The 20,871-nt window shown below is 68.2% G+C and carries 26 protein-coding genes and 2 pseudogenes; 18 read left to right on the forward strand and 10 right to left on the reverse strand.

Annotated elements, in window-relative coordinates:
- Positions 1-8: 8 nt before the first annotated feature.
- Positions 9-143, reverse strand: coding sequence for a hypothetical protein (locus IF11_RS42735; protein WP_276311363.1), 135 nt, complete (start codon positions 141-143; stop codon positions 9-11).
- A 277-nt stretch (positions 144-420) separates the two neighbouring features.
- On the opposite strand from IF11_RS42735, the gene IF11_RS37880 reads away from it, so the two are divergent.
- From IF11_RS37880 to IF11_RS0122100, 5 genes and pseudogenes are all read left to right on the forward strand, one after another.
- Positions 421-2,091: a CBS domain-containing protein gene (locus IF11_RS37880; protein ID WP_133243306.1), complete on the forward strand. Its 1,671-nt coding sequence runs from the start codon at positions 421-423 to the stop codon at positions 2,089-2,091.
- An 85-nt stretch (positions 2,092-2,176) separates the two neighbouring features.
- Complete coding sequence (locus tag IF11_RS0122090) at positions 2,177-3,193, forward strand: hypothetical protein (RefSeq protein ID WP_240627843.1); 1,017 nt, start codon at positions 2,177-2,179, stop codon at positions 3,191-3,193.
- Between the two features lie 262 nt (positions 3,194-3,455).
- Positions 3,456-3,594: pseudogene (locus IF11_RS42215) on the forward strand (DUF2199 domain-containing protein); the annotation flags it as partial.
- Positions 3,595-3,627: 33 nt separating this feature from the next.
- Complete coding sequence (locus IF11_RS0122095) at positions 3,628-4,083, forward strand: DUF6228 family protein (protein ID WP_030353411.1); 456 nt, start codon at positions 3,628-3,630, stop codon at positions 4,081-4,083.
- Positions 4,080-4,553 (forward strand): hypothetical protein, encoded by a 474-nt coding sequence (locus IF11_RS0122100; protein ID WP_169746439.1) that lies wholly within the window; start codon positions 4,080-4,082, stop codon positions 4,551-4,553. Before IF11_RS0122095 ends, IF11_RS0122100 begins: the two co-directional genes overlap by 4 nt.
- Before the next feature lie 117 nt (positions 4,554-4,670).
- Here IF11_RS0122100 and IF11_RS0122105 read toward each other — a convergent pair whose 3' ends face one another.
- Positions 4,671-4,937: a helix-turn-helix domain-containing protein gene (locus IF11_RS0122105; RefSeq protein ID WP_030353413.1), complete on the reverse strand. Its 267-nt coding sequence runs from the start codon at positions 4,935-4,937 to the stop codon at positions 4,671-4,673.
- A gap of 93 nt (positions 4,938-5,030) precedes the next feature.
- On the opposite strand from IF11_RS0122105, the gene map reads away from it, so the two are divergent.
- Entirely contained in the window at positions 5,031-5,849 is an 819-nt protein-coding gene (gene map / locus IF11_RS0122110; protein ID WP_030353414.1) for a type I methionyl aminopeptidase, read from the forward strand.
- 81 nt (positions 5,850-5,930) lie between these two features.
- On the opposite strand, the gene IF11_RS0122115 is transcribed toward map, so the two are convergent.
- From IF11_RS0122115 to IF11_RS0122130, 4 genes are all read right to left on the reverse strand, one after another.
- Complete coding sequence (locus IF11_RS0122115) at positions 5,931-6,497, reverse strand: GNAT family N-acetyltransferase (protein ID WP_030353415.1); 567 nt, start codon at positions 6,495-6,497, stop codon at positions 5,931-5,933.
- 188 nt (positions 6,498-6,685) lie between these two features.
- Positions 6,686-7,150, reverse strand: a complete 465-nt coding sequence (locus tag IF11_RS0122120) for a hypothetical protein (protein WP_240627845.1) — start codon at positions 7,148-7,150, stop codon at positions 6,686-6,688.
- Between the two features lie 124 nt (positions 7,151-7,274).
- On the reverse strand, positions 7,275-9,083 hold the full coding sequence (locus IF11_RS0122125; RefSeq protein WP_030353417.1) for an alpha/beta hydrolase: 1,809 nt from the start codon (positions 9,081-9,083) through the stop codon (positions 7,275-7,277).
- Between the two features lie 9 nt (positions 9,084-9,092).
- Positions 9,093-9,554 (reverse strand): hypothetical protein, encoded by a 462-nt coding sequence (locus tag IF11_RS0122130; protein ID WP_030353418.1) that lies wholly within the window; start codon positions 9,552-9,554, stop codon positions 9,093-9,095.
- A 401-nt stretch (positions 9,555-9,955) separates the two neighbouring features.
- Here IF11_RS0122130 and IF11_RS41630 point away from each other — a divergent pair, with 401 nt between their 5' ends.
- The gene (locus IF11_RS41630) at positions 9,956-10,099 is read left to right on the forward strand and encodes a hypothetical protein (RefSeq protein WP_206300721.1); all 144 of its coding nucleotides are present in this window, start codon (positions 9,956-9,958) and stop codon (positions 10,097-10,099) included.
- Between the two features lie 54 nt (positions 10,100-10,153).
- Here the strand turns inward: IF11_RS41630 and IF11_RS0122140 are convergent, their stop codons facing one another.
- Positions 10,154-10,999, reverse strand: a complete 846-nt coding sequence (locus IF11_RS0122140; protein ID WP_030353420.1) for a class I SAM-dependent methyltransferase — start codon at positions 10,997-10,999, stop codon at positions 10,154-10,156.
- A gap of 208 nt (positions 11,000-11,207) precedes the next feature.
- On the opposite strand from IF11_RS0122140, the gene IF11_RS0122145 reads away from it, so the two are divergent.
- The 3 genes and pseudogenes from IF11_RS0122145 to IF11_RS42220 form a co-directional block, all read left to right on the forward strand.
- Positions 11,208-11,804 (forward strand): dihydrofolate reductase family protein, encoded by a 597-nt coding sequence (locus tag IF11_RS0122145; protein WP_030353421.1) that lies wholly within the window; start codon positions 11,208-11,210, stop codon positions 11,802-11,804.
- Between the two features lie 83 nt (positions 11,805-11,887).
- Positions 11,888-12,205, forward strand: coding sequence for a hypothetical protein (locus IF11_RS0122150; protein WP_030353422.1), 318 nt, complete (start codon positions 11,888-11,890; stop codon positions 12,203-12,205).
- 135 nt (positions 12,206-12,340) lie between these two features.
- Positions 12,341-12,535: pseudogene (locus IF11_RS42220) on the forward strand (SAM-dependent methyltransferase); the annotation flags it as partial.
- A gap of 98 nt (positions 12,536-12,633) precedes the next feature.
- Here the strand turns inward: IF11_RS42220 and IF11_RS0122160 are convergent.
- Positions 12,634-13,251: a TetR family transcriptional regulator gene (locus IF11_RS0122160; RefSeq protein ID WP_030353423.1), complete on the reverse strand. Its 618-nt coding sequence runs from the start codon at positions 13,249-13,251 to the stop codon at positions 12,634-12,636.
- A gap of 121 nt (positions 13,252-13,372) precedes the next feature.
- Here IF11_RS0122160 and IF11_RS0122165 point away from each other — a divergent pair, with 121 nt between their 5' ends.
- From IF11_RS0122165 to IF11_RS36880, 6 genes are all read left to right on the forward strand, one after another.
- Complete coding sequence (locus IF11_RS0122165; protein WP_030353424.1) at positions 13,373-14,344, forward strand: zinc-binding dehydrogenase; 972 nt, start codon at positions 13,373-13,375, stop codon at positions 14,342-14,344.
- 168 nt (positions 14,345-14,512) lie between these two features.
- Positions 14,513-14,770, forward strand: coding sequence for a hypothetical protein (locus IF11_RS42225; protein WP_078490841.1), 258 nt, complete (start codon positions 14,513-14,515; stop codon positions 14,768-14,770).
- Positions 14,745-15,275, forward strand: coding sequence for a DUF6879 family protein (locus tag IF11_RS0122170; RefSeq protein ID WP_030353425.1), 531 nt, complete (start codon positions 14,745-14,747; stop codon positions 15,273-15,275). The genes IF11_RS42225 and IF11_RS0122170 overlap by 26 nt, the downstream gene beginning before the upstream one ends.
- A 31-nt stretch (positions 15,276-15,306) precedes the next feature.
- The gene (locus tag IF11_RS0122175) at positions 15,307-16,155 is read left to right on the forward strand and encodes a helix-turn-helix domain-containing protein (protein ID WP_030353426.1); all 849 of its coding nucleotides are present in this window, start codon (positions 15,307-15,309) and stop codon (positions 16,153-16,155) included.
- Between the two features lie 63 nt (positions 16,156-16,218).
- Entirely contained in the window at positions 16,219-16,464 is a 246-nt protein-coding gene (locus tag IF11_RS0122180) for a hypothetical protein (RefSeq protein ID WP_030353427.1), read from the forward strand.
- 143 nt (positions 16,465-16,607) lie between these two features.
- The gene (locus IF11_RS36880; RefSeq protein ID WP_037728270.1) at positions 16,608-16,808 is read left to right on the forward strand and encodes a hypothetical protein; all 201 of its coding nucleotides are present in this window, start codon (positions 16,608-16,610) and stop codon (positions 16,806-16,808) included.
- Between the two features lie 19 nt (positions 16,809-16,827).
- On the opposite strand, the gene IF11_RS0122190 is transcribed toward IF11_RS36880, so the two are convergent.
- Positions 16,828-17,640 (reverse strand): TetR/AcrR family transcriptional regulator, encoded by an 813-nt coding sequence (locus tag IF11_RS0122190; protein ID WP_037728272.1) that lies wholly within the window; start codon positions 17,638-17,640, stop codon positions 16,828-16,830.
- 124 nt (positions 17,641-17,764) lie between these two features.
- On the opposite strand from IF11_RS0122190, the gene IF11_RS0122195 reads away from it, so the two are divergent.
- Positions 17,765-18,790 carry an ATP-binding cassette domain-containing protein gene (locus IF11_RS0122195; protein ID WP_078490842.1) on the forward strand — a complete coding sequence of 342 codons (1,026 nt, stop codon included), beginning with the start codon at positions 17,765-17,767 and terminating at the stop codon, positions 18,788-18,790.
- Positions 18,783-19,550, forward strand: a complete 768-nt coding sequence (locus IF11_RS0122200; RefSeq protein ID WP_030353430.1) for an ABC transporter permease — start codon at positions 18,783-18,785, stop codon at positions 19,548-19,550. The genes IF11_RS0122195 and IF11_RS0122200 overlap by 8 nt, the downstream gene beginning before the upstream one ends.
- Here IF11_RS0122200 and IF11_RS0122205 read toward each other — a convergent pair.
- Positions 19,531-20,760: a phosphotransferase gene (locus IF11_RS0122205; RefSeq protein WP_030353431.1), complete on the reverse strand. Its 1,230-nt coding sequence runs from the start codon at positions 20,758-20,760 to the stop codon at positions 19,531-19,533. The genes IF11_RS0122200 and IF11_RS0122205 overlap by 20 nt on opposite strands.
- Positions 20,761-20,871: the final 111 nt, after the last annotated feature.

Below are 20,871 nucleotides of genomic sequence, written 5' to 3' on the forward strand. Positions count from 1 at the left end.
CGGACTGATCACTTCTCGACGATCAGCGGCAGCGGGAACATGACCGAGAGCCTCGGCCGGATCTTTGCTGCCTTGCCCGAGTAGTCCACATCCCACCGCTCACCTCGCGGTTCGAACCCCGCCCCTCCATCGCCTGCTTCCACTTGAGACGTGTCCATAGGTGTCGTCTCTGCGGGACATCTGTCGTGCGGTTGCGGTCATGCCGCTGATGCAGTGCTAGGCGATCCGGGAACACAAGATGGTCATCGCTGGACCGCTGCCGACAGAGACAAGGAACCTTTGTTGGCGCGCTGACCCGCCGCTCACGTGCGCCAGGCAACCGGTGTGCAGGCTGCATCCGCAGCCCGAGTACCCTCCCCCTGACCAAGCTCGCGATACTCAGACGAGTACGTGTGCCAGTGACCTGCCTGAGGGGGCTGCGTGGTGAAGGCATGGATGATCCGGGCTGGGGCCGACGGCGAACGTGAGGACGCCTCAATCAGTGAAAGTCTAACTATCGCTGGCTGGCCCGAGGTCGGTGACCTCACCCACTGCTCATCCTGGGACGACCTCCGCACAGAGATCGACAAGGCTTACCCGCGCGAAAACCCGCGGGTCCTGAGCAACTGGCAAGGCCAATTGTGGCGATTCCGTTCCGTTCTAACTCCTGGCGACATCATCGTGCTCCCGCTGAAGGCCGGCAGCGTTGCGATCGGGTACCTCACCGGCGACTACCAATACCGGGCGGACTCGCCACCCGGGCTGCGCCACGTACGCACCGTCACCTGGAGCCGTACCGACGTGCCACGCTCCGAATTTCGTGCGGACCTGCGTGCCACGCTCGGCTCGCTCCTCACTGTGAGCGAGCTGCGCCGTCTCGACGCAGCGTCCCGGCTCGCTGCCCTTGCCGATGGCAGCCCGGACCCGGGAAACCCCGACGCCCCCAAGCACTTGAGGCTCCTGGAAGGCCCGGCCGCCCTGGCCGAGAAGGTGGCTGAGGCAGCCAAGGGCCGCCCCGTAGAACTTGCCGTACGCGACTTCCTAAGCATCTGGGACGTCGTGAGCCGCTCGTCCAAGGCCATCGCCACCATCCGGCGTGATCTGGCTGAGTTCGGCCTCTCGACCGTCCCGCCGTTTACCGAGGTCCCGATCGACCACACCATCCGTGTCATCCCCATCGGGCAGGCCCCGGAAGCCGAGCGGCAGCTCCTGGGGCAAGAGACGGGCGCCCTCGAACTGGAAACCGTAGAACCTGACGATCCAGGACCTGAACTCCTCGACGTTCCCGACGAGGACACAGCAACCGACGCTGAGACGGCGACCGGCGCTGAGGAGGAAGGGGATGAAGACGAGCCGCAGGCTCCGCGAACAGTCCCGGTGGTGGTGACGGTGGGCCGGCTTCCCTCGGCCCGCAGTCACCTGACGTCGGTCCGTCTGTCCGACCCACTGAACCTCGCCATAGAGCTTATGTCCGAGCACTCCTTCGATCAGCTACCCGTTCTCGACGATGACGGTCACCTGCGCGGCTCCATCACCTGGCGGGAAATCGGCGCGACGAACCGCCCCACGAACGCGCTCGTCAAGGATGCTGCCGTTCTGAAGGTCCGGTCAGTACGCACTGACGACCCTCTGGTGGACTGCCTGGTCAACGTCGCGGACCACGGCTGCGTGTTCGTCGTCAACCCGGACGGAACCCTGTCGGGCATCGTGACAGGGCACGATCTAGCCCACCGATTCGAACAGGAACTACGGCCCTACGCACTCCTGGAGGAACTGGAACGCCGGCTGCGCCGCGCCCTTATCCTCGCCCTGCGCCGGATCAAGGAGACGACCGGCGAGTACGGCCTGCCGGGCGACCCGACCAAGATCCAGAAACTCGCCACGAAGGGGATGAACTTCAGCGATTACGTGCAGTTGTTGAACCGTTCCGATGTGTGGGAGGCAACGGGCTGGCAGTTCCCTCAGACGCGCTTTACTGAGCGCTTGGACCGAGTCAGAACGATCCGCAACAAGACGATGCACTTTCACGAGATGGATGACGACCGCGCCAGCGCGGTCGAAGAAATCCGTGTCGCCCTGCAGATGCTCAAGACGGTTCAACCGCAGGCCTGACCGCCACGGAGCTCGCCATCCACCGCGACAGCGGAGCAACAGGTTGGGCAGGAAATCGGGACATGACTCAGCAAGGATCCAACCCGTGATAGTTAACCCTGGGGCCGGCGAGGGCGATTCAGTGCCGCGCTCGAACGTCGAGGCAGGCTTGGCCGAACCCCTCGCACACGAGGTGAACTTCCCGCCGGTACAGAACGGCGTCGACTACCTCCTCAGCGTCGTAGACCACCTCACCGCAGAGGAGCAGCCCCGCCCACGGGACTTGAAATATGCGGTCTTGCATCTCCAGGGGGCAGCCGAGGTTCTACTCAAGGCTCGCCTTCAGCTCGAACACTGGAGTTTGGTCTTCAAGGACCCAGGCCAGGCCACCCGCACCAGGTTCGAAGCTGGCGACTTCGAGAGCTGCACGACTGCCGGGGCCGTTGCCCGTCTGAAGGACATCGCTGACGTGGATGTCGGAGACAGGGCTGCTAAGAGCCTGGCGATTCTCTCCCGGTGGCGCAACGCCCTTCAACACTACGGGCTCAGAGCCAATGCCCGTGCCGTCGACACTCGTGCAGCCCAAGTGCTCGACTTCCTCATCGCATTCGTGCACGAGCAACTCCTGCCAGCCCTACCAGACGGCGAGTCCGCCACTGTCGCATCCGAGCTAGTCCGAGTGGGCGACAACGTCCGCACCATCAAGTCCTTCATCGAGACCCGACTCAAGCGTCTGGCCGACGAACTGAAGGACTGCAAGGACCGCACTCTGGAGTGCTGTTTCTGCGGCGAGGCCACCCTCGTAGTCGGGGACACAGGTCCCCTGTCATGTCGCTTTTGCCATACAACATGGGCTAATCCGAATCACGCCCTGACTGACTACGTCGAGGCATACGACGTTAATTTCGACAGCAACTTTCAGACCTGTCCGAACTGTACTGAATACGCCTTGTTGGTCGACGGGGCGCGGGTCGTCCAAGCCCCCGAGGAACGGCGCTCACTGTGCTTCTCCTGCGGCTCGGCCTTTGACGACCTTGCCGAGTGCATCGACTGTCTGAACACCTACATCTCCATCACGGATGGCGACCTTGGCCTGTGTGGCGTCTGCGTCCAGGCGAGCTAGCGCAGATCTTGGCACCGGGAGAAAGCCGCCCGCCCGGAACGGGACAGGTACTCAATCTCCTCTAGATGCCTCAACTTGACTGAGACGACCGAGTTGGCGGCATCTCAGTCAAGTTGAGGCAGCGCAGGTCAGCTCAGGAGCACTGCCTCGGATCAACTGATGCAGGACACGCGACAAGCTGCCCACACCTATCTGAGACAGGACAACTGTCCCGTCTCGCTTGCTGTCCAGTCTCGCTGAAGACGAGTCAGTCGCAGTCAATATCGGACAACGCCCCTTCATCGAGTTGGAGCCGACCGACCACCCTCTCGCAGTCGAACAGCGGACCGGCATCACCATGGAGCGCGTCCGTGCAATTCACCGAAGCCGTTCTCCACCCCACCGACAACGAATCCAAGTGACGTCGAACAGGCTGCTGACCTAGCGTTCCGCCCATGACCACACCAGACGCCGACACTGGCGATAAGGCCAGCGTGACCGTCCGCTGCCAGGTCAACGCGTCCATCGGCGTGACGTTCTGCGACCGGTTCAGCTTCGACGCAGACTCCGTGCACTATGCCGTTGAGCTGCGGGCCCCCGGTCTGACCGCTCGCGTCAACGAAGTCGTCGCCTGGATCTGGGACAGCGATCTCACCACGTTCCTGGAAGAGCTCGCCGCCGACTACCGGGGATGGGACGGCGAACGGAGCTGGCAGACCAACGACCGGGACCTGACGGTGTCGGCGGTCTTCCGGTCCCGCGGCCACGTCGGGCTGACCTGGGCCTTGCGGCCCTGGACGCAGGACGCAGGCGGCTGGGGCGCCTCGGTGACCACCTGGCTGGAGGCCGGCGAGCAGATGACTTCCCTGGCGGCCGATGTCCGGGCCTTCCTCGCCGAGGAGCACCAGTGACATCCGGCATACGCATCACCTGGACGCTGGCGGGATCTGGGTGGGCCGACTGCACCCTTGAAAATCACCAGGCGAAAGTCGAGCTCACCGCGTCCTACATCACCAGTGCACCCGAGGAGTTCCTGACCGCGGTGGCCCGGCTCGTCGCGGGCGAGACGGAGACCCGTGCCCAGTTCGAGGCCGAGCCGACCGCCTACCGGTGGATCTTCTACCGCGAAGGCATGGACACCTGGACCCGCGTGCTGGAACTGCGTCACGGCAGCGATCACGACAACAAGGGAACCGAGATTTGGTCCAGCCAGCTCGGCATCGACCAGCTCGCCCGCACCGTGATCCGCTGCTTCGACGAGGTCGCGCAGACCTACGGTGAGAGCGGCTATCGAGGCAAGTGGGGCGAACACTTCCCTCGTACCGAGCTCGAAGCCCTCAGACACCTCTGGCACGCCCACCGCCGCAGCGATGACACATAGCCCGCCGAAGCCCGCTGCTCAGGCTGAGTGAGACAGCCCAGCCATTCCCGTCTCACTCAACTTGGACCACTCCAGGTCACCGCCTCGCGATGGCCCACTTTTACTGAGACGGGACACTTAGGAGGCCTTGCTCAGGGCAGGGTCGGTGCGCCAGACGATGGCGAGTTCGGACAGTGGCACGCCAAGTACCTCGCTGAGCCGGACGATGGTGCCGAACGCGGGCGTCGGCAGCCGGCCGGTCTCGATCTTGCGGAGGGTCTCCGGCGAGATCTCTGCCGCCAAGGCCACTTCAACGGGGCTGCGTCCGGCCCGGGCGGAGCGCAACGCGGCCCCGAGGCGTCGGCCCGCCTCGATCTGTTCGGGCGCGAGCGGATGGCGAACCATGCGCACATGCTAGGGCCGCAGGTAGTCGGCGGCAACCACGCCACCCCCTGGTATAAATATACCTGTCAGTGCCCCGGGGAATCGAGGATCGCAGTGATCGAGCACAAATCTCCAGAAGACATCGAGCGTATGCACGTCACTGGTCAGTTCGTCGGCCAGGTGCTGGCCGAGCTCGGTGACCTCGCCGCAGTAGGGGTCAACCTGCTGGACCTGGAGCATCACGCTCGCCGCCGGATCAAGGAGCGCGGCGCGGAGTCCTGCTATTGGGACTACGAACCCTCGTTCGGCAAGGGCCCGTTCCGTAACGTGGTGTGCCTCTCGGTCAACGATGCCGTGCTGCACGGATTGCCGCACAGCTACAAGCTGCGCGACGGGGACCTGCTGACCATGGATATGGCGGTGGGCATCGATGGCTGGGCCGCGGACTCGGCCCACTCCGTCATCGTCGGCACACCGGCCGAGGAGGACCTACGGCTCATCGAGGCCACCGAGGTCGCCCTCGAAGCCGCGATCAAGGTCGCCCAGCCGGGCAACAAGCTCGGGGACATCTCGGCGGCCATCGGCGCGGTCGCCGCCGAGTACGGCTACCCGGTCAACCTGGAGTTCGGCGGTCACGGTATCGGCCGCACGATGCACGAGGACCTGCACATCCCCAACGACGGTCGTGCCGGCCGCGGTTGGAAACTGCGTCCCGGCCTGACGATCGCGATCGAGCCCTGGTTCGCCGCCGGCACCAACAAGATCGTCTTTGACCCGGACGGCTGGACGATCCGCTCGGCCGACGGCTCGCGCACCGCTCATTCCGAGCACACGGTTGCCATCACCGAGACCGGCCCGCTCGTGCTCACCCGGCGCCCTCAGAGCAATAAGGGGCTGGAAGACCGGCGGGAATCATCGGCGACCGGACGCTGACGAGGGTTTCATCGAGGATGAAGCCCAGGTGGCCGACGACACGGCGACCGCGGGCCCTGTCCCGAGGAGGTGACGCGAAGATCACCGCACCGATGGGCGCTGGTGTGTGGCCCAGTGTTCGGCGGCGGTGATGCCGAGCAGCACAACGTCGTGGTAGCCGCCGGCGAAGAATTCATGCTGGCGAAGCCGTCCCTCCTCGACGAAGCCCAGCCTGCGGTAGAGGGCGAGGGAGGCATCGTTGAAGGCGTAGATCTCCACCTCGCACTTGTTGTAGCGCTGTTCGGCGAACATGTAGGTGAGGACGAGTTCGGTTGCCTCGGCCGCGTATCCCCTGCGGCGGTGATCGCGGATGATCTCGATACCGGTCTTGAATCGTCCCGCACGGCTGTCGGTCTCTCCGACTGTCACAGACCCCGCGAACGCGTGGTCGGCCAGCACCTCGACCACCAGGCGGAATGCTTCACCCCCCGGCGGACGCCCGGCCCGCTCGGCAGTCCAGGAACGGAAACCCGCAGCAGAGCGCGGAGGGTCGACCAGGTCGGCGTTGCGGACATCGAGGGTGTTCCGGGCCAGGTCACGAAAGCCCTCCCAGTCTTCGAGCTCGACACCTCGCAGGCGTACCTTCTCACCGGTCCACATGTCACCCATGGCACCTACCACTTCAGTATCGGTTGCAGGCGCTGACGGCCATGCACGTCAAATGCGACACAGTAGCGGTGGGATACGCCCGGCATCACCCACCGCCGCTGGCGCGGCCCTGAGCCGGGTGGGCGCGGGCGGATGGGCGCGGGCCGTCCCGCGCCGTCCCGCGCCCATCCGTTACGGAGGCAGCGCCTTCAGAACCGCTCGACCTTCTCGCCGTCCGGCACCTGGTAGCAGCCGGAGACGACCATCAGGTTGAGGTTCGGCGGGTTGTCCTTCGAGAAGTGGGCGATCTTGACGCTGTACTTCTTCGCGTCGTTGTCGGCCGTGAGGCTGAGGTTCTTGTTCTTGCTCGTGTCCGGCCCGTAATCAACGACCTTCCAGCCGTGCTTGGGCAGCTCCTCCTTGAGCCGTTCCATCACACCGTCGAGCTGGTCGGCCGCTGCCGGAGTGAAGGTCCACGGGTGAAAGATCTGGAAGTACTTCTCCGGATCCTTCCCGCCGCACTCCGTGACACCCGCTCCGGTGTTGGACGCCTTTCCCTTGATGCCGATCAGGTCGTAGATCTCGCTGGAGATCTGCTTCGCCTTGTCGGCGGCTTCCTCCGAGGTGCTGATGCCCGCCGTGGGGATGTCGTCGGAGCTGCCGGTGTCAGTCATGCCGCATCCAGTGAGGGTCGTGAGGGCGATTGATACGAGGAGCGCGGATGCACCCAGTTTGATCTTCAAGTCGATGAGCCTCGGTTGGTCGGAACAGGACACGTGCCGCAGGACATGGTCGTCCCTATTTCGTGTACGCCCAGCGGTCCGGCGGCGGTTTGAGATCGGCGCTCTCACCCTTGCCCGCCACCACCAGACCCTGGTTCCGCAGACTGTCGGTGCCCTCTTTCCAGTAGTCGCTGTGGCCTTCGGTGTCCGTGTTCAACTGGTTGGCGCCGAAGCGTTCGTCGCTGGGAGTCGTAAAGGCTCCGTACCAGTCGGTTCCCCCGTGCCCGTAGCGACCGATGTCGGGAACGGCATCCCCCTCGGCCTCCTGGTTCCAGACGTGCCCCTTCGGAACGTCCATCTGATCGGCGTTGCTCACCTGCACGCCGGGGCTGCCGGCGAGGATCACATCGTCCGCGTTCAGGTCACCCTGCCGGGCCGCGGACCCGATGAGCGTCGTGCCGTACGAGTGGCCGATCGCCGTGCGGTGCGGGTCCGACTCAGCGGTATGCGACGCGTCGAGGCCGTCGAGGAAGCGGTTGTAGGCCGGGGCACCGTCGTTCGCGTAGTGGCTGAACGGCGAGTCCTTGACGATGTTCTGCGGGGCGTCGTACCCGAGCCAGGTGATCGTGGAGACCGAGCCGTTGTCGGCTCCGTCGGCCACACGCCACACGTTGACCATCCGGTCGATGTCGCCGCCGATACCACCCAGATTGGACGTCGTACCCGGCACATAGACCGCCTGGTGGTCGGCTGTGTCCGGATTCCCGTTGGCGACGATCGCCCGGCCGTTGCCCTCCGCGCTGAACCCGAGCAGATACGCCTCGGGCAGGCCTTGCTCACCGGTCCTGTCGAAGCGTTCCTGGATGCTCTTCATGCCGTTGAGGGACTTGTTGAGCTGCTCGTACCGGTCCCCGTACTTCTTGTGCCACTCCATCCATTCGTCGGTGTGCACCTTGGACGGGTACATACCTGCGGTAATCCACGTCCACTCGTTGGCAGGCGGCTTCGGGATGGAGTCCAGTTCCATCTGGAGCTCGCCCCGCTTCTCCTCGAAAACGATGCGATTCGCCTCGTCCCGCACCGTGGACGGCAGCCCGTCGAGCGCCCCCACGGCATCGGGCCGGAGGGAGGACCACGCTGCCTGCTCCTCCGGGCTGAGCCCCTTCCACCACGACGCGTTGTCCTGCGGACTGCCGTCCTTCGGGGGCTGTGGCAGGGAGTCGAGGTAGCTCCTGCCGGCCTCACGGACCCCGCCCATGTCCGACTGCGCGTCGGCCCAGTCCCGCTTGGAGACCGTGAGGTCGTCGTCGGCCTTCAGTGCCCGCAGCTTCGGCGCCCACTTCGCGTCCGCGTCCGTGGCTTCCTTCAGCGCATCGGCGATCCGGTTGGCGTACCCCATCGCCCTGCCGTAGTTCGGGTTCGGGTGGATGTTCGCCGCCTGGCGCTCCAGGGCGTCCGACGTCGGGGTGCCCCCGGCACTCCCGGTCACTGTGCCGCCGTCAGCGGTCTTCTCGTCGCCGGGCTTCTTACCCGCCGGAAAAGCGACCGAGCCGTCCGGATTCACCGTGCAGTTGTCGGCGCGAGCGTCCTCGATCGCCGCCTCCAGCTTCCGTTTGGCCGCTGCCATGTCGAAGGCGAGACCGTTCAGCGCCGTGGTCGCCAGACCGCACTCGGTCTGCACGTAGTGGAAGTTCTTCGACAGTTCCTGGAGCTCCCGGAGCGCGGCCGTCGCTGTCTCGCCCTTGAGGCGATTGCGCACCCCCGCGCAGATCTGGTTGTCGATCGTGTCCTTGGCCGCACTGGCCATGTCACCGGTCACCCGGTAGCCATCCCCGGCGTCCTCGTACTCCGACGGCTTGAAGGCCTTCAGCGTGGCAAGATCCATGACCGCGGATCACTTCTCCTTCGCCTGGCCGCCGACGGCCTCGGTGTCCAGATACTTCAGCTTGAGCGCGTCCAACTCCGCCTTGAGCGTCTGGTCGGGCTTCGACAGATCGTGCCCCGACCTCTCCAGAAGCCCGCCCAACTCGTCACATCGGCCGCTCACATCACCGACGTACTTCTTCCAGGAGTCGTACAACTCCTTCTGCGCCGCCGCGCTCTGGCAGCCGCCGGTGTCACCCAGCCCCGCCTGCCCGTCGTCCAGCTTCGTCAACGCCTTGCCGATGCCGTCCTTTAGGCCTCTCACGCCTTCGCCGGCCGTCACCCACGCCTTCTTGTCCGACTTCAGATCCCCCGAAGCCGCGCCCGCCGGAGTCCCGCCCCCTGGATCGGCCGGATACTGATTCAACTGCATCTGTGTGGAACCGCGCTCCGCCGCATCGGCTTTGAGCCGCTCCCACTCGTCCCACGCCATTCGTGAAACCTTCCCCGTTGCCCCGTTGCCCCGTTCCCCGGCGATCCCGGGCCGCGCTGCCATGATCTCGGGCTCGGAGGGGCGAAATCAATCGCTCATTCCCGGCACCGGCACCGACCGGCCGCGAGTCCCGCCGCCATCGCTGCGCGCGAAGCCCAGCGCCGCCGGTCTGTGGCGAACATGTTCGTTAGGGTGGGTCCGTGACTCCGCGAACCCCCGCACCCCGCAGCCGCCGCGAGCGGCCCGCCAAGCCCGCCCTCACCTAGGGCCGGGTACCGGGCGGGCAGGCCGCCTGGGGCGTCGACGTACTGCTCCAGGTCGCCACCGCCAACGCCGCCGAACACTCCACCCGCGACCGGACCGCCGGGGCCGAAGCCGAATTCCACTCCCTCGTCGCCGCGTTGCGTGAAGCGTCCCCCGACACGCATCCGCGTATCGCCGCGCTCGGCGGCGACCTCACCTCCGGCACCCCCGAGCAGCGCCTCGCCTGGATCTTCCGCATGGTGATCAACGGCACCGTCACCACTCCACGCCCCACGCGGTGACACGCACCCGCGCGCGCCGTGGCCACCCGTCGGTACGGGCCGCCGGCGGCGAACTCACCGAGCGGAAGGCTCGCGCCAGACGAAGGCCTCGGTGCTCGGCTGACGCTCGGAGAACAGGCCCACCGGCGAGGTCTCGCGCAGCAGCCGGCCGAGGTCCGCCTCGAAGTCGCCACGCCGCGTACCGAAAAGGTGCGGCGCGGACGACGACGTCGAGAACACCCACGCCAAGACGTCGTCACAGGACCGTTCCAGCGCCTGTCCCCCGGGTACGACATAACGCTCCGGTCCCGAAAAGCCCGCCCGGCCGAGCACATCGGCCTCGCCGCTGGGCGTTCCGTACAGCAGTACCCCACGGCCGGCCCGTCGGACCGGTCCCAGGTACCGCCCGACCAGATCGCCGATGGCCGCATAGGGCACCCCCGGATACGGGAGACCGTCGACGGTCAGCGTCTCCGTCTTCAGGTCCGCGATATGCACCAGGGCGCCCGCCGGCCGGAGCATGTCCCTGACCGTCGCCGCCACCAGATCACGGTCCATCCAGTGAAAGGACTGACCGAAGGTCGCGACGGTGAACGTCCCGAGCCCCGCGGGCAGTTCCTCGGCCCGGGCCCGCACCCACCTCGTCTTCCGCGCCACACCCGCCTCGTCGGCCAGCTGCCCGGCTTCGGCGATCATCCCGCCGTCCGGGTCCAGGCCGACCACCTCGCCGAACAGGTGCGCCAAGCCCAGAGCAAGGATGCCGGGCCCGCAGCCCACATCGAGCAGCCGCCCCCGGCCGTCGAGCTTCAGGACCCCGGCGAGCAGCTCCGCGAGCCCGGGCGCGTACGGGAGCCGCCCACGCCGGTAATAGGGGGCCGAGCCCAAGAACAGTGTGTCGTCCCACTCCCAGCCCTCAGGCATACCGCCCGGCCGCCCTTCTCACGTCTCTCACGAACTCGCGGACCTACGCTCGATCATGCCCGAACGCCCTCCGGCGGGTGTCCCGTTACGGGATGTGTCCCGAGGGAGCGATGACTTCGGAGGAGTGCGGCAGTCTTCATTGCCGGAAGCTTTCATTGCCGTAAGGCTTCATTGCCGTAAAGCCGGAGCGAAAAGAGGAGCGAGTCCCATGCGCATCGTGATCTGTGCGTTCATGAGCCTGGACGGCGTCGTGCAGGCGCCGGGCGGACCTGAGGAGGACACCGACGGCGGGTTCGCCCACGGCGGCTGGTCGCATCCGTTCTTCGATCCGGAGGCGCTGGGCGGCGTCTTCGACGACGCGGCGGCCAAGGCGGACGCGCTGCTGTTCGGACGGCGTACGTGGCAGACGATGGCCGGGGCGTGGCCCGAGCGGGCGGGCGATCCGTTCGCCGACAGGTTGAACGCCCTTCCGAAGTACGTCGTGTCCGAGACGCTGGGCGACGACGAGCTGACGTGGAACAACACCACGCGCATCCCCGGCGGCCAGGCCGTCGCCGACATCCGGAAGCTGCATGAGACCGACGGCGGCGACCTGTTGGTCATGGGGAGCTCCACGCTCGTGCGCACCCTCCTGCGCGAGGGCCTGGTCGACGAGCTCCAGCTCATGGTGATGCCGGTGCTCCTCGGCGGCGGCAAGTCGATCTTCCCGGACGACGGCGCGCTGCGCACGCTCGAACTGGTCTCCACGGTCACCAGCGGCACGGGCGTGAACGTATGCACCTACCGGCCGGTCGCCGCGGCGTAGCCGCGGACTGGGCTGGGTCCCGCGTCGCCGGGCCGGGGGGAAATCCTGTCGAGATCTCGCGGGGCCATGCCTACGCCGGCCGCATGGCCCGTGCGAAGACCTCGTACGTCTGCCTGCCGTGCCGGGCCTCGTACAAGCAGCCCTACCTCGGCGATCACGAGCGGATCTGCCCGCGCTGCGCCGCGCCGCTGATCCACGCCGGGTCGGCCTTCGCCCCGCCCCGGCGCGGGGACACCGCGGCCTGGCGGACGCTCTCCGTACTGCTGAACGCGGGCGTCCGCTTCCACAAGAGCTGCTGCGGCGGCCCTGGTTACCGCCCCCGCACCTGGCGCGAGACCCGCGCGGGGCCGGCCTACGCGCGCCGGACCGGGGAGCCCCTCGCGAGGGCTCTCGTACGCTAAGAGCAACGAACCGTCCGACGTTCGAGCCCGGCGTCCCCGACAGCCGCTGGGGAACGACCCCCGACGAACTCCGCCGACGCGCGGCTGCTGTCCTCGTCCATGACCGAGTCCATGACCGAGCCCATGACCGAGTCCATGGCCGAGCCCACCTACCTGCGCGCGACCCGCGCCTCCTACGACACCGTCGCGGTCGACTACGCCAAGCTCCTCGGCGACGAGCTGGACACCAAGCCGCTGGACCGGGCGATGCTCGCCGCGTTCGCCGAACTCGTACGGGGCGCCGAGGCCGGGCCGGTCGCCGATCTCGGCTGTGGTCCCGGGCGCGTGACCGGGCGGGAGACCGCGCCGCTCGGCCTCCGGGTCCGCCTCGATGACGGCGTTCGAGCCCTCGCTGAGGACCGAGTTCCACCTTCGACCCGCTCGGCGGCTCACCAGATATTGAGCCCGGAGCGCAGCTGCCCGAAGGCCAGCTCCGCCGTCGCGACCGCGTCCGGATATACCTCCCCGGCGCTCTCCCCGGCCTTGATCCGCCGCCAGTTCTCCTCCGCGAGGACGCGCTGTACGGCGATGATCTGGCCCGCGCCGAGCGCGCCCTCGATCCCGCCGCCGAGCGCCCCGGCCAGCGCCGCCTCGGAGCGCCGCTGATAGCCGTACAACCTGGCCACCAGGCTCGGCGTCCCGTACAGCAGACGGTGGTACGCCAGCACCTCGTCGTCGTCATTGAGCCCGGTCACCGGGTCGCGCCGGCCGAGTCCCGCCAGGAAGTGCAGCCGCAGGGCGTCGAGCGGACGTACGCCGTCGGGTCTGCCGGCGACCACCCTGGCCGCCTCGTCCTCGTGGTCGGCGAAGCGGTGCAGCGCCAGGTCCTCCTTGGCCGGGAAGTACCGGAAGAGGGTGGGCTTGGAGATCTCGGCCGCGGCGGCGACCTCCGCGACCGACACCCGGTCGAAGCCCTTCGCGAGGAAGAGCCCGATCGCGGCGTCGGAGATCTCCCGGTAGCGCTGCCGTTTCTTGCGCTCGCGCAGACCGAGGTCCTGATCGTTCATGGGCACGAAGCGTACGCAGCGCTTGACCTCAACCGGACTTGAAGTTCAAGACTCGTCGTAAGGACTAACGCGAAGGCGTACAGCGACGGCATCGCGACGGCTGACAGAAGGTGTGAGGGATATGCGTGCAGCTCGGGTGACGGCTTTCGGTGGTCCCGAGGTCCTGGTGACGGCAGAGGCGCCCGATCCGGTGGCGGGCCCCGGCGAGGTGGTGATCGCCGTCGCGGTGGTGGACACGATCTTCGTGCAGACGCAGGTACGGGCGGGCTGGGGGCAGGAGTACTTCCCCGTGCGGCCCCCGTACATCCTGGGCGGCGGGGTCGCCGGCACGGTGCGCTCGGTCGGCGACGGGGTGGACGCCGGCTGGACCGGCCGCCGCGTCGTGGCCTCGATCGGCATCACCGGCGGCGCGGCGGAGCTGGTCGCGACGCCGGTCGAGTCGCTGGTGCCCGTACCGGACGAACTCCCGTTCACGACCGCCGCCGCGGTGTTCCAGGACGGCGTCACCGCCCTGGCCCTCATGGACCTCACCGGGGTGACCGCGGGCGAACGCGTACTGATCACGGGCGCGTCGGGCGGCATGGGCACGCTGATGGTCCAACTCGCCAAGGCCCGGGGCGCGTACGTCGTGGGCGTCGCGCGCGGCGCGCGGAAGACCGCTCTCGTACGGGAGCTGGGCGCCGACGCCGTGGTCGACGGCGCCCACGACGACTGGCCGGCGCGCGCCCGCGAGGCGCTCGGCGCGACGGGCGCGGATGTCGTCCTGGACGGCGTGGGCGGCGAAACGGGCCTGGCGGCCTTCCCGTTGACGGCGGACGGCGGCCGCTTCTCGGCCCATGGCGCACCGACGGGCGGCTTCGCGCCGGTGGACGCGCGGGAGGCGGCGGACCGGAGGATCAGACTGCTGGGCATCGCGGACGTGCAGATCCCGCAACGGGAGACCGTACGCCTGGCGGCCCAAGCCCTGACAGAAACGGCGGCGGGCCGCCTGCGCCCGGTGATCGGCGACACGTTCCCCCTGGACAGGGCGGCGGACGCGCACCGCGCGATCGAGGGCCGCGGCCTGCTGGGAAAGGTCCTGCTGACGACCTGACGACCTGACGGGCCGACGGGCCGACGGACCGCTCGGCGCAGGAGCGCGCCTCGCCGGGCCGCGCCGGGGTACTGCGCCCGCCGTCCGCTTGTGCGCCCTTGACGCTCCGGCCCAGCCGCCGCGATGCTCGTGCAAATCGGTGTAAGCCACTCGTCACCGGAGGCAGTGATGGCATTACGGTTCATCGCGATTGATCCAGACACCGGGCAGCAGGGCTCTCCCACCATTTGGGTGAACGAGAGCAAGAGGGAACTGGTTTTCCAGGGATGGAAGCCGGACGAAGCGCTTGAAGCGGAGTGCAGGGCGTTCGAGGTTCCTGGTCACGCACCCGGGATTCCCGCGCACGAGGCGGTGATTCGGATTCCGTTCCGCATGGTCCCGATGTTGAAGGAGGCATGTGATGCCGCAGAGCGAGCCGGGATTTGAGGAGCTGCTGAATTCGGCCAAGCACTCAGCCGTACACCTGGAGTTGCGCGATACGTACGGCGTGGGCGACGAAGCGGCGGACTTCGAGCGCTGGAAGCGCTCCGGTCAGCGAGATGTCGACCCCCGGTCCGACTACTGGACTCCATGGGTGGACCTGATCCGGCGGACGACGGCCCGAGGCGTCGTGGTGCGCCGCGCTCGTGTCGTCTCCCAGCCGGTGACCGACTACATCAGGTACGAACACGCCGGAACCGTCGTCAACGTTCACGCCGGGGAACTGGTCCGCTGGCTCCCGAGGCGTCAGGCGTCGGACATCGCGCTGCCGGGGAACGACTGCTGGGTGTTCGACGACGAGACCGTCCTGTTCAACCATTTCACGGGGGATGGCGAATGGTCCGCACCCGGCTGGGAAGTACGCGCGGAGCCGGCCGTGGTCCAATTGGCGTCAGCAGCCTTCGAGACGGTGTGGGATCGCGGCATTCCGCACGAGAAGTACACGGTCTGAATCCGCCGGCTGAGCACTGAAGAGCCCACACATGTCCGCCTCCCCCTCGTCCAGCGTCCAGACCGCCCGTGAAGTCATCGCCGCCCAACTCCGCGACCTTCGCATCGAGGCGGACCTGACCGGACACGAACTGGCTCTCCGGTGTGGTTGGAGCCCCGCGAAGTCCTCGCGGATCGAACATGCCAGGACGCCCCCGTCGAATGCCGACATCCGGGCCTGGTGCGCCGCCTGCGGGGCTGTGGACCAGGCGGCGGATCTGGTCGCCGCGAATCGCCGGGCGGATCAGATGTACGTGCACTGGAAGAAGCTCCACCGGCACGGGATGCGCAGGGCACAAGAGGAAGTCGTCCCCCTTTACGAGCGCACTCGGCAGTTCCGGGTGTACTGCTCGAACGTGATTCCCGGAATGGTCCAAACCGAGGCGTACGCGGTTGCCCTGCTGTCAACGATCGCCGCGTTTCAAGACACCCCGGACGACTCGTCAGAGGCGGCGGCCTCGCGGGTCGAGCGCTCGCACGTCGTCCATGAGGGCAACCACCGATTCGCGTTGCTCATCGAAGAGGCGGTGCTTCGTTACCGCATCGGCAACGCCGACATGATGGCCGGTCAGCTCGGCTATCTGCTGGCGGTGATGACGCTTCCGAACGTCAGCCTCGGAATCATCCCGTTCACCGCACAACGGCGCGTATGGCCCCTGGAAGCCTTCTATCTGTTTGACGACCAGCAGGCGAGTGTCGAACTCCTGACAGCCGCGGTCAACGTGTCGGCTCCGAGCGAGATCGCCGTCTATGCCAAGGCATTCTCGCAACTGGCGGAGATCGCCGTGTACGGCGCGGATGCCCGCGTCCTCATCACAGAGGCGATTCACTCTCTCCGGTGATGGTGGTGCAAGCCCGCGCAAGGACATGGACCGACAACTTCGCTGCCTCGTAGCGTCGTTGGCATGACGGACGACGGAGCCTCGCGGAGGCTGAAGCTGGTCGGTGGCGCGCGTCTGGACGGCGACAGGATCGCGGTCTCGGCGATGCTCTTCAAAGGGCCCGTGCACCTCTCCACCGAGGAGGTGTCGTTGAGCATCGACGACGCCTCGGTCCTTCAGGCCCAGCTCGCCCGCGCGCTCAACGAGCACGCGTTCCCCGGCCTGGAGCAGCGGGACCAGCGCAAGCGCCGTATGCGCCACGGCTTCTGATCCGTCCATCGCGCATCCGCCGGGCCGTTGGCCCGAGGGCGGGGCCGTGAAGAGTCGGTCGGTCCGGCGGACGCTGCGCGCCTGCGACTGACCTGCGATCCCCGTCACCGTTGCGACGGTGGCGCCAGATTAAGGAGAGGTCTGTGAGCCTTGCCGGCCCCGAGCAGGTCGATCGGTACGAGACGCGCGTCCCGGACGCCGAGGGGTGGAGGGGCGTTCCGTTCCGTCATCCGGCTGAGGTGGAGGCGGACAGCGGTAAGCACGACGGCGGCCCCATGCCGCCCGAGGCGCCGCGCGCCCCGCAGCCGCAGCCGCAGCCGCAGGAGGGGGACGGAGGCGACTAGGCCGGCCCGGCCCCCTCCCTCACTCCCGGGAGCATTCCCGCGCCGTCCCCCGCCCCCGTCTCCGTACCAGCGCCTCCACCCCGTCCAGCACGCAGTCGAGGCCGAAGGTGAATTCCGTGTCCGGGCCGTCCTCGCCGTCCAGGCCGCCGGCCGCGAGTAGTTCGGCGACCGCCGGGTAGCGGGCGGGGTCGGCGAGTCTGCGGAGGGTGCGTTCGTAGCCGGCCATGACCTGCTGGGCCGAGGAGCCGCTCGCCTTGATGGCCGAGTCCAGGTCGGACATCAGCGTGGCCTCGTTCCGTACGAAGCCGCTGACCAGCAGGATCACCGAAATTTTCGTGCCGTCGTCCAGCCCCGTGCCTTCCAGGGCGCCGAGGCCGCGTTCCCACCAGGCCACCGAGTTGGGGGTGGCGGGCGGGCCCGAGATCGGGATACGGAGTGCCCATAGGTTCCGGTGGTACGCCTCGCGCTGTGCCCAGGCCCATTGGGACAGCGCCTCGCGCCAGCCGGTGCCGGGTGCCGGGGGGGCGGGGGGCTCGCCCACGGCCGCCTCCTGCATCAGCACGTACAGCTCGTCCTTGGCGGCGACATAGCGGTACAGCGACATCGTCGAGACGCCCAACTCCTTGGCGACCCGCCCCATGGAGACCGCACCGAGCCCTTCCGCCGCCGCGACCGCGACCGCCGCGTCGACGATCCGCGTCAGGCCGATGCCGGGCTTGGGTCCCTTGGCCGGGCGTTCGCGCAGTCCCCAGGCGGCCTCGATGCTGGCGGGCAGCCCCGTACCGCCACCACCGCCATCACCCTCACCGTCACCCTCACCGCTGTGCGTCATCGTCTCCGCCCTTCTCCGCCCGCTCCCCGCTTGACGCCCATCCTAGTAATGCGTAACCCTTACACAGTAGCGTGTATGACGTACGCAGTAGAGCGGCGCCAGGCCAGCGGCGGACTCAAGGGGGATGTCCATGACCTCACACCCGGCCATCGAGGCCACCGGCCTCGAAAAGTCGTACGGAAACGGAAACGCGCGGGTGAGAGTCCTGCGCGGGATTGATCTCCGCGTCGAACGCGGCACGGTCTTCGCGCTCCTCGGCCCCAACGGCGCGGGCAAGACAACGGCCGTACGGATCCTCGCCACCCTCACCACCGCCGACAGCGGCACCGCCCGGGTCGCCGGGTACGACGTCGTCGCCGACCGGCGCCGGGTGCGCGGCGCCATCAGCCTGACCGGGCAGTTCGCCGCCGTGGACGAGAAGCAGACCGGCGAGGAGAACCTCCGCATGATGGCCCGCCTCAGCGGGCTCTCCAGGGCCGACGCCCGGCGCCGCGCCGCCGCGCTCCTCGACCGGTTCGGCCTCGCCGACGCGGGCGGCCGGCTCGCCGTCACGTACTCGGGCGGCATGCGGCGACGGCTCGATCTGGCCGCCGGTCTGGTCGGCGACCCCCAGGTGGTCTTCCTGGACGAGCCGACCACCGGCCTCGACCCGCGCAGCCGCCAGGAGCTGTGGCAGGTCGTACGGGATCTCTCCGCGCGGGGCGCCACCGTATTCCTGACCACCCAATACCTGGAGGAGGCCGACCAGTTGGCGGACCGTATCGCGGTGGTCGACCACGGCCTCGTGGTCGCCGAGGGTACGGCGGAGGAGCTGAAGAACCGGGTCGCGGGCCACCGCCTCGATCTCGTACTGACCAGCCGCGAGGCCTATCTCCGCCTCGCCTCCCGGGCCGTCCACCACGCGCCCGAAAACCTCACGCTCGGGCTGCCGACCGACGGCACCTCCGCGCGGGTGCGCGCCCTGCTGGACGAGATCGACCCGGACGGCACGGAGGTGGCGCGCTTCGCCCTCCGCGGCGCCACCCTCGACGATGTCTTCCTCGCGCTGACGGGTGCGGCCCCGGCGGCCACCGGCCACTACCAAGAGCAAGACCAAGACCAAGACCAAGACCAGGACCAAGACCAGGACCAGGAGCCCACCCATGTCTGACGCGCTCGCGTCCTCCCGTACCCACGCCCTCACCATGGCCGGCCGCGGCATCCGGCTCAGCAGGCGCAATATCGACGCCGTCATCACCGCGATGATGCTGCCGATCATGCTCATGCTGATCTTCGTCTACTTCTTCGGCGGCGCCATCGACACCGGTACGGAGTACGTGACCTACGTCGTCCCCGGCGTCCTGCTCCTCTGCGCCGGCTTCGGCTCGTCCAGCACCGCCGTGAGCGTCAGCGAGGACATGAAGGGCGGGATCATCGACCGCTTCCGCTCCCTCGACATCGGCGGCGCGCCGATCCTCGCCGGGCATGTGACGGCGAGCGTCGCCCGTAACGTCGTCTCGACGGCCCTCGTCCTCGGCGTCGCCCTCCTGATCGGCTTCCGCCCCTCGGCCACACCCGCCGCCGCGCTCGCCGCCGCCGGCATTCTCTTCGCCTTCATCGTGGCCATCTCCTGGCTCTCGGCGGCGATCGGTCTGCTCGCCAAGTCGCCCGAGGCGGCGGGCGGGTTCACGTTCTTCATGATGTTCCTGCCCTACCCGAGCAGCGCCTTCGTCCCGATCGACACGATGCCGGACTGGCTCCACGGCTTCGCCGACCACCAGCCGGTCACATCCGTCATCGAGTCCCTGCGCGGACTGCTGCTGGGGCTACCGGTCGGCTCGGCGCCCTGGGTGGCGCTGGCGTGGTGCGCCGGGCTTCTGGCGCTGGCGCTCGGGCTGTCGGGGGTGCTGTTCAGGGTGCGGACGGCGTGAGCGCCTCGGGCGGCCGGGCCGTACGGAACCAGTTCCGGTACGCGGCCACCACCTGCCGGTACGACGGCACCCCGACCGCCCCGGCCGCCCCTGACAGCTCCCGATCCGCTCCGGACGGCTCCTGGGCCGCCGCCGCCAGCACGCGCTGGATCCGCCAGGCGGCCCGGGGCAGCAGCCGCAGGTTCAGCCCCGATCCCGGCCCGGGTCGCGCGCTCCGCCCCCGCCCCTCACCGAGCAGCAGCGCCGTACGGATCACGTCCGTATAGACCGACTGGACGCGTTTATACGCGAGCAGCAGCGGGAGATCGTCCTCCCAGCCGTACGAACTCCCCGCCCTCGCCCGCTCCACCGCCCGCTGCCACCGGCGCGCGACCCTGGCCTCCTCCCGGCGCGGATAGCGCATCAGATGGAGATGGGTGGCGAGGTCGTAGAGCGGGTCGCCGATCATGGCGAGTTCCCAGTCGATGATCCACAGATCGCCGCGCCGGTCGACGATCAGGTTCTTCCGGTGCAGATCGCAGTGGAGGAGCGAGAAGGGGCGCCGGTGCAGCTCGACGGCCCGCTTCCGCAGCCGGACGAGCGCCTCGGCGCCGACACCCAGTTCCTCGAAGAGCCCCTGGTACGGCTCGCCGTGGCGCCGGTAGACCTGGTCCTCGGTGAACCCGATCAGCCGGTCCAGGAAGGCGGCCGAATCCCCGTCGTCCGTCCGGTCGGCCGCCGCACAGACCCGCTTCACCTCGCGCTCTTCCAGCTTCTTCGGATCGATGGACACCAACTCGTTGAAGAACTGCTCCAGTTGGTCCACGTGACGACGGGACAGCCCCCGCGACAGTCCACGGCCCGGCAGATACCGGCCCGGCAGGCACCCGGCGCCGCCGTCCAGCGTCCCACCCTCGATGAAGCCCTGAAGACAGACGCCCCCGCCGACCTCGATGATCTCCGGAATGCGGGTGATACGCCCCTGGAGCGCGGTGAGCAGCAGATCCTCGGAGGCGAAGCACCGCCGGTCGAACCAGAGCAGCCCCGGCCTGGGCGCGCGGAGCTTGGCGCGCGCGAACCGGGCGCTCAGCTCGCTCTCCTCGGGCAGCGGAAAGGCGTACGTCTCATGGTGATAGCCGTTGAGCGGGCCGATGACCCGCCGACCGTCGCGGCTCAGCTCGCCCGCTCGCAGACGGACCTCGGATGCCGGTGGTGCCGCATCGGCTGTCATCGCGCGTATGCCCTCGGTGCTCGTGCTGCCGTCGGCGGTCCCGCTCGCAGGGCCGCCGGGGCCTGCCCGACGGGCGGCCCCAGACGCGGAACGTACCTCTCCGAGGGTCGC

This window comes from Streptomyces scopuliridis RB72 (genome assembly GCF_000718095.1).
GTDB classification, from domain to species: domain Bacteria; phylum Actinomycetota; class Actinomycetes; order Streptomycetales; family Streptomycetaceae; genus Streptomyces; species Streptomyces scopuliridis.